At 39.1% G+C, this 15,359-nt stretch carries 16 protein-coding genes; 10 read left to right on the top strand and 6 right to left on the bottom strand.

Annotation, left to right across the window (positions count from 1 at the left end; translation table 11 throughout):
- Positions 1–22 precede the first annotated feature (22 nt).
- From C6H22_RS02235 to ybeY, 4 genes are read right to left on the bottom strand one after another with little or no spacing between them, the layout of a single operon-like run.
- Entirely contained in the window at positions 23–952 is a 930-nt protein-coding gene (locus C6H22_RS02235) for a hypothetical protein (RefSeq protein ID WP_104693709.1), read from the bottom strand.
- Positions 949–1,686: a pseudaminic acid cytidylyltransferase gene (pseF, locus tag C6H22_RS02230; RefSeq protein ID WP_104693708.1), complete on the bottom strand. Its 738-nt coding sequence runs from the start codon at positions 1,684–1,686 to the stop codon at positions 949–951. The genes C6H22_RS02235 and pseF overlap by 4 nt, the downstream gene beginning before the upstream one ends.
- On the bottom strand, positions 1,687–2,397 hold the full coding sequence (flgH, locus tag C6H22_RS02225; RefSeq protein ID WP_104693707.1) for a flagellar basal body L-ring protein FlgH: 711 nt from the start codon (positions 2,395–2,397) through the stop codon (positions 1,687–1,689).
- A 50-nt stretch (positions 2,398–2,447) separates the two neighbouring features.
- Positions 2,448–2,918 carry an rRNA maturation RNase YbeY gene (ybeY, locus tag C6H22_RS02220; RefSeq protein ID WP_104693706.1) on the bottom strand — a complete coding sequence of 157 codons (471 nt, stop codon included), beginning with the start codon at positions 2,916–2,918 and terminating at the stop codon, positions 2,448–2,450.
- A gap of 111 nt (positions 2,919–3,029) precedes the next feature.
- Here ybeY and speA point away from each other — a divergent pair, with 111 nt between their 5' ends.
- The 5 genes from speA to C6H22_RS02195 are packed head-to-tail and all read left to right on the top strand — an operon-like array spanning position 3,030 to position 6,973.
- Positions 3,030–4,880: an arginine decarboxylase gene (gene speA / locus C6H22_RS02215; RefSeq protein ID WP_104693705.1), complete on the top strand. Its 1,851-nt coding sequence runs from the start codon at positions 3,030–3,032 to the stop codon at positions 4,878–4,880.
- 1 nt (position 4,881) lies between these two features.
- Complete coding sequence (gene cysE, locus C6H22_RS02210; RefSeq protein WP_104693704.1) at positions 4,882–5,580, top strand: serine O-acetyltransferase; 699 nt, start codon at positions 4,882–4,884, stop codon at positions 5,578–5,580.
- Positions 5,581–5,588: 8 nt separating this feature from the next.
- On the top strand, positions 5,589–6,011 hold the full coding sequence (locus C6H22_RS02205) for an acyl-CoA thioesterase (protein WP_104693703.1): 423 nt from the start codon (positions 5,589–5,591) through the stop codon (positions 6,009–6,011).
- Positions 6,012–6,281, top strand: a complete 270-nt coding sequence (locus tag C6H22_RS02200) for an HP0495 family protein (protein ID WP_104693702.1) — start codon at positions 6,012–6,014, stop codon at positions 6,279–6,281. It abuts the gene before it with no gap.
- Positions 6,281–6,973: an MqnA/MqnD/SBP family protein gene (locus C6H22_RS02195; protein WP_104693701.1), complete on the top strand. Its 693-nt coding sequence runs from the start codon at positions 6,281–6,283 to the stop codon at positions 6,971–6,973. Before C6H22_RS02200 ends, C6H22_RS02195 begins: the two co-directional genes overlap by 1 nt.
- Positions 6,974–7,059: 86 nt before the next feature.
- Here C6H22_RS02195 and obgE read toward each other — a convergent pair whose 3' ends face one another.
- Both obgE and C6H22_RS02185 read right to left on the bottom strand, forming a co-directional pair.
- A complete protein-coding gene (gene obgE, locus C6H22_RS02190) occupies positions 7,060–8,055 on the bottom strand; it encodes a GTPase ObgE (protein WP_104693700.1) in 996 nt (331 codons plus the stop codon).
- A 157-nt stretch (positions 8,056–8,212) separates the two neighbouring features.
- Positions 8,213–9,799 carry a flagellin A gene (locus tag C6H22_RS02185; RefSeq protein ID WP_104693699.1) on the bottom strand — a complete coding sequence of 529 codons (1,587 nt, stop codon included), beginning with the start codon at positions 9,797–9,799 and terminating at the stop codon, positions 8,213–8,215.
- A 127-nt stretch (positions 9,800–9,926) separates the two neighbouring features.
- Between C6H22_RS02185 and C6H22_RS02180 the strand changes: the two genes are divergently transcribed.
- From C6H22_RS02180 to C6H22_RS02160, 5 genes are read left to right on the top strand one after another with little or no spacing between them, the layout of a single operon-like run.
- Complete coding sequence (locus C6H22_RS02180) at positions 9,927–11,033, top strand: DegT/DnrJ/EryC1/StrS family aminotransferase (RefSeq protein WP_104693698.1); 1,107 nt, start codon at positions 9,927–9,929, stop codon at positions 11,031–11,033.
- A 15-nt stretch (positions 11,034–11,048) separates the two neighbouring features.
- Positions 11,049–12,059: a Gfo/Idh/MocA family protein gene (locus C6H22_RS02175; protein ID WP_104693697.1), complete on the top strand. Its 1,011-nt coding sequence runs from the start codon at positions 11,049–11,051 to the stop codon at positions 12,057–12,059.
- Positions 12,059–12,904 (top strand): biotin synthase, encoded by an 846-nt coding sequence (locus C6H22_RS02170; RefSeq protein ID WP_104693696.1) that lies wholly within the window; start codon positions 12,059–12,061, stop codon positions 12,902–12,904. The genes C6H22_RS02175 and C6H22_RS02170 overlap by 1 nt, the downstream gene beginning before the upstream one ends.
- 3 nt (positions 12,905–12,907) lie before the next feature.
- Positions 12,908–13,753, top strand: a complete 846-nt coding sequence (locus C6H22_RS02165) for a YihY family inner membrane protein (RefSeq protein ID WP_104693695.1) — start codon at positions 12,908–12,910, stop codon at positions 13,751–13,753.
- Between the two features lie 20 nt (positions 13,754–13,773).
- The gene (locus tag C6H22_RS02160; RefSeq protein WP_104693694.1) at positions 13,774–15,354 is read left to right on the top strand and encodes a phospholipase D family protein; all 1,581 of its coding nucleotides are present in this window, start codon (positions 13,774–13,776) and stop codon (positions 15,352–15,354) included.
- Positions 15,355–15,359 lie beyond the last annotated feature (5 nt).

Genomic DNA, 15,359 nt, shown 5'->3' with positions numbered 1-15,359 from the left:
CCCACGCGATCTCCATGCAACATTATAAGCCAAAGATATTCCTTAGAGCAGATTGTATATTTTGCCCAAAATGCAAAGTTGTTAGAGTATTTTTCATACTTTGGCGCACGGATTGAGGTGCAAGCGATCGTAAAATCTCTGGGATTTGTGCAAGGCTTTTGGCATGTTTAAATGCACCAAGTGTAGCAAACTGCGTGATTTGAAAGTGTTGGTTTGGTGCAGATTCAATCATAATGGTAGGTATAAGGCTTTGGGCGAGTTCTATGAGTGTGCCACCACCTGCACTTATGGCAATATCACATTGTTGCATGACTTGCTGCATTTGCAGTGTGCTAAGGGCATTGTGGCATATAAGGTTTTCTCCTGTGGGTGTCGGGTGAGGATAGTATTGACCCAATACAAGGTGTATGGTACAAGAGGGCATACTAGATTGGATAAATGATAGAATCTGTGTGCTGAAATTTTGTTGATCACTGCCTCCAAAACTTACAAATATTGCATGCACCTTTTCTTGTGCTAAGGGTATAGGCGTAAATATCTCATCACAAAGTGCAAAGTCTGTGCCTAGTATATATTGATTAGTGTGGTGAGGATAGAGTTTATGGGCATTAATTGTGCCATTAAGAATAAAGCTTTTTGGTGGATATACATTGCGATTTTCATCATCAAGACACAAAAGGCGTGGAAATACTGAATCTAACAAGGCAAAATGCTTTGCTCCAAAGATATAGCTATCTACTATCGCACCTAAAGTTTGCTGTGGGTGTATATTGGTGCAAAACGTGTGTAGATTCTCTAGGTGTTGTAATGTATGCGTTGATATGGGACAAAACACATGTTCTATTTTTTGGTGCGTTGTTATGTGTTCGATTTTATGTGCGAGTAGGTGTATGCGGCGATAGTGTCCTAATCCAGCTTTAGCGCCATCATCATAGAAATAATAGAGTGTCATTTGGCATTTGTTGTATGCACAAGTTGGTATTTTAGTTCAGCAAGTTGCCAGTCTTGTGATGTATCTATGTCTTGAGCATACAAAGGATTTAGGATAAGAGCGCGAGAATGTGGGGCAAATATGGGTATTTGTTGCATAAAATTCAAAGCCTTAGCAAAATAAAATTGCCCTGCATCATAATAAAGTGGCGCGAGATCTTGGGATCGTGTCTTTTCAAATTGTGGATATAAAAGTGTAGGAGCAAATGCCTCTTCTTGTGTGGTGGTATGTGTATGAGTAGGTAGCGAGATAGAATCTAGCCTAAAACTTCGCCAAGGGCTATGTGTATATTCAAGTGCTCCAAACACATAACGCACATTATGATCTTTGCAAAGTATGGTATAAGCTTGTGTGAGTGCGTGTGTAGGCAAAAGTGGCGTGGTTGGATACAAGCAACAAACCATATCAAGATCTTGGGCTTGTTGCATTTGCAAGGCGTGTGCTATGACTGGAAGTGTGGGTGTGTGGTCATCACTTAAGTGTTGTGGGCGCATAAATGGCACTTTCGCGCCATATTGTATAGCGATAGTAGCGATTTCTTCTGAATCCGTGCTTACAATCACTTCATCAAAAATTTCGCTTTGTATGGCATTTTGGATTGCATAGGCTATGATAGGCTTACCACAAAAAGGTTTAGTGTTTTTGTATGGAATTCGCTTTGAGCCTCCTCTAGCTGGAATGATGGCGAGATTCATCTAAAATGGCCACACACTCTCGATTCCATCACTCACTGGATTTTTGCTACGCGTTTGGCTGATAGGTCCTACAGATCGGTAGGCGATTTTAGCATCGGCAAGATAGCGACTTTGGATGGTGTTGTTTTTTTCTACATCGTATGGACGCACCACGCCACTCACTTGTAGAATTTGTTTTTCTCCATCAACTAAGATCTCTTTTTGTCCTGCAATAAAATAATTACCATTCTCTAGCACTTTGATGATGCGTGCAGTGATAGTAGCGTTAATCGCATCGGTATGACTTTGATTGCCACCACCAGTAAAGTTTGTCGTGTTGTTGGCTTTGGTGAGAGTGTAGGCGCTTTGGTTGTTGAGTTCTTGAGCGATTTTTTGTTGTTCTTCATCGGCACCACCATATTGTATGCTAGGAGGTGTAACAACACCGCCACTTGTTCCATTATAGGCTTTGTTGGTTGTGAAATTTGCTGTTGCATTTTCTTCAATAATCACAGTGATAAGATCATCAGGTTTCATCGCCCTTCTATCGGCAAAGAGTGGTCTATCACCTGTGCCAAATAAACTTCCTGCGCGCGGAATGTCTGGGATAAATTCTTGAGAGGGAGATTCTTCGACATAGTTTGGAATCTCATTAAAATCAATATCCGCATCAAATGCATATGCTAGAGTTACAAATCCGCACATTCCTATCCACAATACTATGTTTTTCATCATCAAACCTTTGTGTTTTTTGTGACAAAAGCAAAGGATATTCCCTTTTGTTATGAATCTTGTGTGCGTTCTATGAGACTTTTTGGGAGTTTAAAGAATGTAATCCATCGACACTCTTGTTGTCTGTGTTCGCCATTATCAATCTCATGATCAAAACCAAAAATATGCAACAAAGCGTGGATAAAGAGTAGATATAACTCATCTTCTAGGCTATGCCCTAAGTTTGTGGCTACTGCATCAGCCATTTGGGCATTAAGCACCACAGAACCTATGCTTAGCATACATTCTGCAGGTGCATATACAAAATCTACATCCAAAGGAAATGAAAGCACATCTGTAGGCTTATTTTGATCGCGGTGTGTTGCATTAATCTCTTGGATTTGGGTTGAATCTGTGATGAGAATTTCTACGCAAAGATGAGAGACTAGGTTTGGTTTATAGGCTTTAGCAAGGGCTAAAAAAATCTCATCAAACTTAAGTGAATCTAGTGTATATGAGCTTAGGTTTTGTATTTCTAGCATAGCTACTCCTTAGTGATTAAGAATATTCAATCTTTGGGTATGTTTTTGGTGCATTATATCTTTATCTTTTGTATAATGTGAGTTTAGAATCTAGATTTGTAAGGTGTAGTTATGGTGGATTATGGCATCAACTTTTGGGCTAATGGCGATTTTTTTATCGATGATGGGCAAGTAAAAATTAATCACAAAAGCAAACCCGCATTAATACAAATCGTGCAAGAGATTCGTGAAAAGGGCTATCGAGGTCCATTACTACTACGTTTTCCTCATCTTATTAAAAATCAGATTTGCAAAGTTTTTACAGCATTTGAGCGTGCTATTGCAGAATATAATTATCAAGGGAATTTTAAGGCAGTTTTCCCCCTCAAGGTCAATCAAATGCCACATTTTGTCTTGCCACTTGTAGAGCAAAGTGCAGATAAATGTTATGGATTAGAGGCAGGGAGTAAGCCAGAGCTTATTTTGGCGATGGCGTATGCTAACAAAAATACACCTATTACTATTAATGGCTTTAAGGATCGAGAGATGATTTCTCTTGGCTTTATTGCGGCAAATATGAAGCACGATATTACAATTACTATTGAGGGATTAAACGAATTAGAAACAATCATTGATGTTGCCAAAGAAATGGGCGAACCTTATCCCAAAATAGGACTTAGAATCCGCCTTCATAGCAGTGGTATAGGTGTGTGGGCAAAAAGTGGTGGAATTTATTCGAAATTTGGCTTAACTTCCACGGAGCTTTTAGAGGCGCTTAATATGCTTGAGTGGCATGATCTTTTAGATAGATTTACCATGATTCATTTTCACATTGGTAGTCAAATGAGTGATATTTTGCCTCTTAAAAAAGCCTTGAGAGAGGCTGGAAACATTTATGCCGAACTTCGCAAAAAAGGCGCTAAGAATCTAAGTTGCGTGAATATCGGTGGTGGTTTAGCGGTGGAATATACCCAACACGAGAATGAGAATAATCGCAATTATACACTTGAAGAATTTAGCGGTGATGTGGTGTTTTCATTGCGTGAAATTGCAAAAAATAAAAACGAGAAAGAACCTGATATTTTTATAGAATCTGGGCGTTTTATCGCCGCTAATCACGCGGTTTTGGTCGCACCTGTGCTAGAGTTACTTTCCCAAGAATATGATGAAGAGGCACTTAAGCTAAAAGATTCCAATCCACCACTTATTCAAGAGCTTTATGATCTCTATGAGAGCGTGAGTGAAAAAACCGCGATTGAATACTTGCACGATAGCTTCGATCATATGGAATCTTTGCTGACTTTATTTGATTTGGGATATATTGATTTGCAAGATCGTAGTAATACCGAAGTGTTGGTGCATCTCATCATCAAAAAAGTCATCAAACTCCTTAAACATAAAAATCATAATGAGATCATTGCTATTCAAGAACAAGTGCAAGAACGCTATTTACTAAATTGTAGCTTCTTCCAAAGCTTGCCCGATTATTGGGGATTGGGACAAAATTTTCCCGTAATGCCTCTTGATAGATTAAATCGCCGGCCAACAAGGAGTGCGAGTTTATGGGATATTACTTGTGATAGCGATGGGGAAGTGGCATTTGATGCAAGTAAGCCGTTGTATTTGCACGATGTTGATGTAACCAAAGAGGAATATTTTTTAGGATTTTTTCTTGTTGGAGCGTATCAAGAGGTGTTAGGTATGCGACATAATCTTTTTACACATCCTACAGAATTTAGCGTTGTATTTGATGATGATCTCAATAAAGGCTATGAACTTTGCAATCTTTTGGAAGCTCAAACTATTCTTGATGTGCTTGATGATTTGGACTATGATACCAAAGAGATTGAGCGAATCCTAAAGCAATATATCGAGGAAAATCAGGACTTAGATTCAGATAGCAAAAAAGAGGTGTTGGGACGCTTATATGTTATGCTTAGTGAAAATGGCTATCTCCGCACTATTAGTATCAAAAAGGGCTAGTATGCAAGAGCGTAGTTTGTGGCAACTCATCAGAGAGGATTTTGGTGTTGTGAGGTTGCGTGATCCTGCGCTAGAGAGCAGAATCGAATTGTTTTTTTATCCGGGTGTGATTGCACTCGTGCATTATAGAGTGGCACATTGGTTGTATGTGCGTGGATTTCGGAGGTTAGCGCGCGTGCTTATGGGGATTACGGGCTTTATTACCAATGTTGATATTCACCCAGAAGCAAAGATCGGTAGGCGCGTTTTTATTGATCATGCTATTGGTGTGGTGATCGGACAAACATCGATTATAGGCGATGATGTAACGATTTATCAAGGTGTGAGTTTAGGTGGGGTGAGTTTGGATAAGGTCAAGCGCCATCCTACCATAGAAAATGGCGTTGTAATTGGGGCTGGAGCAAAAGTGTTGGGTGATATTACTATAGGGGCAAATGCAAAGATTGGTGCAAATTCTGTGGTTATACGCGATGTCCCACCTGAATGCACAGCAGTGGGTATACCTGCACGCGTGATTGTCAAGGGTAGATCTAAAGAAGCAAGTGCGGCAAATAAACTTCCAGATATTGATAGAGTGCTTTTTGAGTATTTGTGTAAGCGTTTGCAGATTCTAGAGCAGACAAGCTCCAAAGACTGCGCTAAAGAGCTTGAGAATCTGAATGCGTTGTATAAGCAATTTTTAGAGTCGCTAAAATCTTAGGAAATGCAATGCAGACATATCAAGTGAGAATCTATTTTGAGGACACAGATTGTGGCGGGATTGTCTATCACACAAATTATATCAAATATTGCGAACGCGCACGAAGCGAGATATTTTTTGCCAACACTATGCAGCCATATAGTGGAAATTGTGGTTTTGTGGTTAGCGATTTGGAGGCAAAATTTTATGCAAGCGCTAAGTTAGGCGATCTACTAGAGGTGCGATCGGAAGTGTTGTGGATGAGACAGACTTCTGTGTGTCTTAGACAAGATATATACAGAATAGCTCAAGGGCATAATACATCTAGTTTTTCGCCTGTAATACAAGATCGTATCTTTGGTATGGAGGTAACACTTGCATTTGTTAATATTACCCATCAAAAGATTACCAAGATTCCAGATGAATTTGTAAAATTATTGCAAGGAGTGTAAATGCAGCACATTCATAATGATTTAGAGCAAACCCCACAGATTGTATATCCTACTTTGTGGGAGTATGTTGTGATTGGTAGAGATGAAACACAGGTGCAAAATACCATTTTTGAAACTATTAACACTCCTTATAAGATTACAAAAACTCGTTTTTCTCATGGTGGAAAATTCGTGAGTGTGCATATCAAACTCGAAGTAGATTCTCAAGAGCAACGCGACAGGATTTTTAACACCCTATCAAAACACCAACACATCACAATGGTTATATAATGCGTTTTGGAAAAATTGCATATCTTAATCTTTTGCCTTTTGATGTGTGTATCAAAGCCTATCCATTACCCTCATATATGAAAAAGTGTATTGCACTTAAAAAATCCTTTCCCTCAAAGCTCAATCAAGATTTCTTGTTTAGGCGCATTGATGCGGGATTTATCTCATCGATTGCTGGTTATGCATCACATTATAAGCATAAGGTATGCCCTAGCGGTATCATCGCCAAAGGTGCAGTATGGAGCGTGATTGTCAAAAAAGGTAGTGGTTTTGATTACCAATCTGATACTTCCAATGTGCTTTCGCAAGTTTTGGGGTTGCAAGGTGAAGTGCTTATCGGTGATAGAGCGCTTAGGTTTAGATATAATGGCGGTGAATTTGAAGATATGGGAGAAAAATGGTGGGATCGCACTAATCTACCTTTTGTTTTTGGGCGTTTGTGTTTTAGTAGTTATGGAGAGCTTTTGGGGCGTATTAGCAAGGCATTTAATAAGCGTTATGGCACTAAACACAAGAAGATTCCTCATTATATGCTTATGGCAGCCTCGCATAGGAGTGGGATAGAATCTTGGTATATTTTAGAGTATTTGGATCATATTTTTTATCCCATAGGACCAAAGGAACAAAGAGGCTTAGAGCGATTTTATCGACAAGTGCGTTTGAAGCGCATCAAACGCCCACATAGATTCTAAAAAACTAAGCCAAATATATCCTTACATACCGCTTTACTCTTTGTAGTGAAAGTGAGTCTTACCCAAAATACTAGTACTTAGGGGTTTTATGTAGAGTTTGATTGTAGGGCTTCAAAAAGTGCAAAAACAAGTTCTTTGATCCCTTGATGTGCCACAGCTGAAATGGGTAGGATAAAATGTGGTGTATGTGAAGCACAAAGGGATTGGAGTGAATCTAGCTCTGGTGTATGCACATCGCATTTGCTAATCACAATTCCAAAATTTCTCTGACTTAAGGCAGGGGAAAAATTCTCAAGTTCTCGCACTAGATTTATGTATTGTGTGTAAATACCCATTTCTCTTGCACTATCAAGCACAAAAAGCAAAAATTTTGTGCGTTCAATATGTTTCAGGAATCTTAATCCCAATCCCTTGCCCTCACTCGCACCCTCGATGATTCCCGGAATATCTGCCATTACAAAAGAATGCAATTCATCAACATCCACTACCCCCAAGTGCGGTGTGATTGTGGTAAATTCATAGTTAGCAATTTCTGGTTTTGCATTAGAGAGTGTTGAGATAAGCGTGGATTTGCCCACATTTGGGTAGCCCACAAGCCCAACATCAGCGATAAGCTTGAGTTCTAGGCGGATATGTAGCTCTTTTCCCGGGATACCTTTTTGAGCATGTGTGGGGGCTTGATTGCGTGCGGTTTTAAATCGTGCGTTGCCTAATCCACCCTTACCACCCTCTAGGAGTTTTACACGCATTGTATTCTTGCCAAAATCCGCCAAAATCTCGCCACTATCAAAGTCTAGAATCTGCGTGCCAAGTGGCACTTTGATGACAAGATTCTCACCACTTTTTCCATTGCAATTACGTGGTGCGCCATTTGCACCATTTTGTGCGCGATAATGTTTTTTGCCACGAAAATTTGCTAAAGTGTGTGCATTTGGGTCTATTTCGATGATGACATCGCCACCCTTGCCGCCATCTCCGCCATCAGGTCCGCCTTGTATGACAAATTTTTCACGCAAAAAACTTACACCGCCAGCACCGCCATTACCAGAAAATACAAAAATATCAGCACTATCGACAAACATTATGAAATATCCTTAGATTCTATGAGAATATCAAGGAAATTGTAGCTTAAGATTCAAAAAATTGGGCTTAGGATAATCTATCAAAAGAGGCAAGAGAGTGATTTAAGTATGCTAGAGGTAAGCACCTCTAGCAAAAAGTAAGGCATAATTCTTAAGACTAGTTGAGAAGTCTTAAGATATTTTGCTGAACTGCATTAGCTTGAGAAAGTGCGTAACTTCCAGATTGAGCCAAGATATTTAGCTTACTAAATTCTGAGCTTTCAGCCGCAAAATCTACCTCTCTAATTTGTGATTCAGCCGCTTTAACATTCACTTGAGTAACAGTGATGTTATTAACAGTGCTTACCATTTGTCCTTGAACAGAACCGAGGTCTGCACGGATTTTATCGAGAATTTTTGTAGCAGATTCTGCGATATCCATTGTTACCATTGCACCTCTTAGAGAAGTTACACCTGCGCCAAGGTTTTTATCTTCTTTGACAAGTGTCCCATTGAAGTTACCACCAGAAGCTGAACGGATATCTCTGTCAAAAGAACCTGTTACATCACGCAAGTTCACAGTGGCTTCAGCAACTGTTTGGTTTGGGCTATAACCAGTCGCACTGATATTTGTCCCACTTATTACTATATCTCTTGCATCGGTTCTTACAAGTGAAAGGCGTCCAAGATTCCAGTTACCACCATTCTTGACATCTGCACCTGCAATAATATCTTTACCATCATTGACTTTTTCTATTGCAAGCACACCGGCAGTTTGTTGTCCTTGTGCATTACCTTGTTGGTTTTGCCCTTGTTGTGCTACTGCACCTGTTGTAGAGAATTGAATCCCACGACCATCGGTACTACGTAAATTCAAACGACCAAGGTTGTCTGTGTAAGCTTCTACACCTGTATCCATTGTAGTGGCATTGATAGCTTGCACCAAACGACCATCGCTATCGTTGTCTTTAATACCAACGATATCACCGATTGAGATTCCATTAAGGATTACACCACCAAGGCTTCCTGCTTTGATAGCTTCATCTGAAGTTGTGATAACATTGGCAGTCGCACGCACACCCGTTTTATCAGAGTTTTTGTTGATAACCTCTACAAGCGCTCCTAAACCTGTACCAGCAGATGAAGAGATTTTTACAGATTCAAACTCTACATCATTAACACCATCGACATTGACAAACTTCAACTGCACTTCACCAGTTGCTGTGACATTTTGACCTGTTTCGAGTCTCACTTGACCGATTTTGTTAGACACAGATGCACCAATGGATGCCTTAATAGTTTGGTTAGAGTAAGCACCTACTTGGAATTCTTTGTTAGAGAATGATCCAGAAAGTAATGCAAGACCATTGTAAGTAGTCGTATTACCGATATTATCCAAACCTTCGATAAGGCGTTTAATGTCTGCTTGGATTGCCTGACGAGATTGTGTTGATTGCCCATCTTGTGCTGCTTGAACCGCTTTGACTTTGATTGTATCTAGGATTTTTAATTGTTCATCCATTGCTTTATCTGCAATTTGTATAATCCCCATGCCATCATTTGTGTTTCTGATTGCTTGGCCTAAGGCACTTGCTTGAGATCGCAAACTATCGGCAATTGTCATACCTGAAGAGTCGTCTGCTGCCTTATTAATTCTAAGACCAGAACTCAACTTTTCAAGTGAGTTTTTCATATTGTATTGGGTGAATGTCCCTTGAGCCGCCGCATTAAGCGCGTTAATGTTTGTATTGACTTGGAAAGCCATGATATACTCCTTTATGTATGTTTGCTTACACTTCCTTGTGCAAGTTACAAGCTAAATCGGATATGGGACAAATTTTTAAATATTTTTTTGGTAAAATTCCCCAAATTTTGTCGGAACTAGGTGAGCGATGGATATACAATTTATTAATCTAAAGGCGCAATATAAGGCTTATAAAGATGAGATAGATACAGCGATACAAGAGGTTTTGGATTCTAGTGCGTATGTCATGGGTCCAAGTGTGCATACATTAGAATCTAATCTTAGTGCATTTTGTGGTGCTCGGTATGCGCGTGCAGTCTCTAGTGGCACAGATGCGCTACTTATTGCACTTATGGCACTTGGGATACAAAAAGATGACGAGGTTATTACAACACCTTTTACATTTATTGCTACTGCTGAAATGATTGCGCTTTTGGGTGCAAAACCTGTTTTTGTTGATATCGATGAGGCGACATATAATATTGATCCTTTCCAAATAGAATCTGCTATATCGCCACGCACCAAGGCGATTATTCCTGTGAGCTTGTATGGATTACCTGCGGATATGGATAGTATTAATGCTATCGCCAAGGCACATAATATCGCTGTGATAGAGGATGCGTGTCAAAGCTTTGGCGCAACATACAAAGGCAAATATTCGTGTAACCTCTCTACGATAGGCGTAACAAGCTTTTTCCCATCTAAGCCACTTGGGTGTTATGGCGATGGTGGCGCAATATTTTGTAATGATGAAGCACTTGATACTAAGATTGGATCTATCCTCAATCACGGACAAATTGGGCGTTATATGCATAAATACATAGGACTTAATGGGCGTTTAGATTCTATACAATGTGCAGTGCTTAATACCAAGCTTAAACATTTTCATCAAGAGATTGCTAAACGCGAGGAGATAGCGCACATCTATACACGCAACCTCAAAAATCTTATTTTACCAGAGATTCCAAGCGATCGCACAAGCGTGTATGCACAATATTCAGTGCGATTGCCTGATGAGAGATTTACGCGCCAAAAAGTGCTAGATATGCTACAAAGCAAAGGTATTCCTACGGCTATACATTATCCGTTGCCTTTGCATTTACAAGAATCTTTGGCATATTTGGGTTACAAACAAGGTGCGTTCCCTGTGAGTGAGAGAATCTCGCACGAGATTTTTTCTTTGCCTTTTAGTGCATTTTTGAGTGAGCAAGAGCAAAGTTATATTATAGAATCGCTTAATACTTTGCTTAGCTAGAGCATAGGTGAAAGTATGGATCGCAAAATTGTAAAAATTGGGCTTTTAGGCATTGGCAAAATGGGTCAAAACCACCTACGCAACCTCAATCTCTTAAAAAATGTTGAAGTAAGCTTTATGTATGATGTGAATAAAGAGTTATTAGAAAAAAGTGCAAAAGAATTTGATGTTTATGCGCTCCAAGATGAAAGTGAGCTAGAAAATGCCTTGCAAAATAGTGATGGTGTGATTATCGTAACACCGACATTTACACATTTTGATTATATCCAAAAAGTAAGCGATCATATCAAAAATATTTTTGTCGAAAAACCCCTAACCGATACGCTTGATACAACCCAAATCATCGTAGATGCCGCACGCAATAAAAATCTCTGTATCCAAGTAGGATTTATCGAGCGCTATAATCCCGCTATTGCTGCTTTGCGGGAATTGTTAAAAAATTCTCCACGCATTTTTAGTGTGGATTTTGTCCGCACCAATAAAATGAGCAACCGCATTACGGATGTTGATGTAGTAATGGATTTGATGATTCATGATATTGATTTGAGTTTGCTTTTTAATGGAGAAGTGCGTGAGGTGCAAGCCCATGGTGTCGTGATTAATGGCATGATTGAATATGCGCGTGCGATTATCACACATAAAAATGGTGCTTTTAGCACGATTACAGCTTCGCGTATCACAGAAAAGAGAATCCGCCAAATTACCGCTACTTGCGAAGATATGTATATTGATTGTAATCTTTTAAGCAAAGAAGTGCTAATCAACAAACAGACTATCGAGCAACATTTGCACAATATTTCTATCTCATCGCGTAGCGAAAGTATTGAGGTACGACCACAAGAAGCCTTGCTTTTGGAGTTGCTAGATTTTAGTAACATGTGTCGCACTAATTCTAGGGATTCTAAAGTGTCCAGTGTTGCACAAAAAAATGAGATTGCGCCCAATGAAATTGATGGGCAAAATGCTATGAAAATCGCCAATCAAATACAAAATATCATTTATACAACTCATACCAAAGGAATATAATGAATCCAAAAGAAATTTTTTTATGCTCTATTTGCAATGTAACTTCCGGAAATTGTGCAGAGGATTGCAAATATTGCACCCAATCTTCCCATTATAATACAAATGTTCCTACATACAAAAATAAACCTATAAAGGACATTTTGCACGAAGCGAGAAGTCTTAAAGAATACGGCGCGCTTGGATTTTGTCTTGTAACTTCTGGGCGTGGGTTAGATTCTAAAAAATGTGAATATATCGCACAAGTTGCACGTGCGATAAAAGAGGCAGATTTGGGCTTACATATTATTGCATGTTGTGGGAGATCGGATTTGGATTCGCTTAAATATCTTAAAAAAAATGGCGTGGATAGCTACAATCACAATTTGGAGACTTCAAAGAACTTTTTCCCACAAGTTTGTAGCACCCATACTTGGAGCGAGCGCTTTGAGACTTGCGAGAATGCACTAAAAGCAGAGCTTGGGTTATGTTCAGGAGGGATTTTTGGGCTAGGGGAGAGTTGGGAGGATAGAATTGATATGCTTAAGACATTGCAGATTCTCACACCTCATTCTAGCCCTATAAATTTTTATATTGCTAATCCTAATCTTCCTATCGAGGCTCCTAAGCTTAGCAAAGAAGAGGCGCTTGATTGTGTGGCATTAGCGCGCGAATTTTTACCCAAAACACGTTTGATGATAGCTGGTGGGCGAGAACATATCTTTGGCGAGGATCAAAAAAAGCTTTTTGAGTGTGGGATAAATGCGGTTGTGCTAGGTGATTATCTCACGACAAAAGGCGAAGCTCCCAAAAACGATGTTGATCGCATACTCTCTTATGGATACATACCCGCAACAAGTTGTCATTAATCGATGAAAAAACCTTTTATCTCTAAAGTATTTGTGCACAAAATAAGCATTGAGATTCGCAGAATCTATCGCTTTTTTGATCAGCAGTTGATTTATGCGGCTTCACTAAGTTTTTATACGATTTTTGCCCTTATTCCGATGTTGCTTATCTTTTTTTCTATCTTGCTTAGTTTTCCGCAGTTTCAAAGTGAGATTTTGGAGTTAAAAGAACTTATCTTATCAAATCTTTTGCCTACCAACACAGACACATTTTCTCAATACTTTGATGCATTTTTGGCAAACAGCTCCAAGCTCGGCACAATGGGATTAGTATATGTGCTTGTTACTTCGATTTTGTTTTTTCGCAACTTTGAGTATGTAACCGCTAAAGTGTTTAATTCAAGCCCTAGAAAGTTTTTTGATTCTGTTGTGGTGTATTGGACTATGATTACTTTGTTTCCAGTGTCCTTAGCGCTTTCTATTTACTTTAGTGGCGAAGTCCAAAGGGTGCTTAATGATGTGGCGGATTTTAGTATGCTGTATAAGACTTTGCCTTATCTTATCACTTGGGCGATGTTTTTTGTGTTGTTTAAAATTTCAGCAAACAAAGTCTTACATTTTTTCCCATTATTGCTTTCTAGTTTAGGCACTACGATTGTGTGGCTTATCACAAAATGGGGGTTTGTGTATTATGTGTTTTATAACCAAACTTATAAAAGTATTTATGGACAAATTTCTATTTTGTTGTTTTTGATGTTGTGGATTTATGTTTCTTGGATAGTGATTTTGAGTGGTATGCGATCTTGCGAAGGGTTTATGAGTAACTTTGGCAAGAAGCTTGAGCAGACTTTTGGTGAAGTCAAAATTTGAAGTGTAACCAAGGGTTAGTTATGACATTTTTGAGCGAACATATATTGAACGCTACTAGTATTATTATCATAGGATTTTTGGCAGTTTTTGTATATGCAGGGTGTTCTTCTGTGGTGGTAAATATCAAAGATATCAATGCCAGTGCTTTACCACAAAAGCAAAAAATCCCAGAATTTATCCCAAATACGACAACACTAGGTATGGTATATGCCGATGAGTTAGAAGCACACAAAGGCGAGAGTGGCGCATTTTTGCTATCTGATGGCACACAAGCATTTTTGCATCGCGTCGCACTCACGCGTATGGCACAAAAAACTATCTTTTTGCAATCCTATATCTACAAAGATGAGTTTGCGTCCAAAATTTTTATGCACGAGCTTTGGAAAGCAGCAAATCGAGGTGTGCAGGTGCGTATTCTGATTGATGACAATGGCTTAGATTCTGATTTTTCGGATATTATTACGCTAGATTCACATCCAAATATTGAGGTTAAAATTTTTAATCCCTATAAAAATCGCTCCAAGCTTTTACGCTATCCTGAAATGATTTATGATTTTTCGCGTATCAATCGCCGTATGCACAATAAGGTTTTTATCGTTGATAATACCGCACTTATTATCGGTGGGCGTAATGTTGCGGATGATTATTTTGATAACAATACACATTTAAATTTTACCGATACCGATGTAGTTTTTATCGGTGATGTAGCAAAGTCTGCGACAAAGAGTTTTATGAATTATTGGGAGTATGAGCGCTCTATACCTGCGACACTTTTGCCCTCCAAACGATCTATGAAAAACTACATTAAAGAGACTAAAGCAATTTCAGAACAGATCGCTACCCAGCCTAATGGATTTTTAAAGTATAATGAGACAATCAAAGCATTTATGCAACACTACACAACAAAGCAATTTGATATGGCGTGGGGCAAGGCAATGTTTATCGCGGATGAGCCAGATAAAATCGATAAAACAAATCCCAATCGCCCCATTACAGATGCACTAAAACAAATCTTTGCACATACCACAAAGGATGTGTATATCGCCGCAGCGTATTTTGTGCCAGGTAAGCATACTATAGGCAATCTCCAATCACTCCAAGATCGCAATATACATGTTAGCGTCCTTACTAATTCACTAGCTTCCACAGATTCGCTTGTGGTATATGCAGCGTGGGAGCGCTATCGTGATATTTTTGTCAAAAATGGTGTGCGCGTGTATGAATACCAATATGAGGGCAAAAAAAAGAAAAGTGGTGTGCGAGGTAAGCTTAGTTCAGGCGCGTCGCTACATAGCAAAACAATTGTTTTTGATGAGCGTATTACGTGGGTAGGGAGCTTTAATCTCGATCAGCGATCAAGCAATCTCAATACAGAATCTGTAGTGGTTTTTGAAAATCCGAGTTTTGCCAAAAAGACAAAGGCAAATATCCAAGAAGAGATGATGGATGCGTGGCAACTTTGGTGCGTAGATGATAAGATATTTTGGAAAGGATACAACAAAAATGGAGAGTTTGAGATTTACCAGAAACCACCAAATGCAAACATATTATTGCGTTTTTTTAATGTCTTAGCTAGAGTGTTGCCAGAGGATCAAGTGTAGCTTAG

Source organism: Helicobacter equorum (assembly GCF_900198655.1).
In the GTDB taxonomy this organism is placed as follows: domain Bacteria; phylum Campylobacterota; class Campylobacteria; order Campylobacterales; family Helicobacteraceae; genus Helicobacter_F; species Helicobacter_F equorum.
This window is presented reverse-complemented; position numbering and strand designations above follow the sequence as displayed.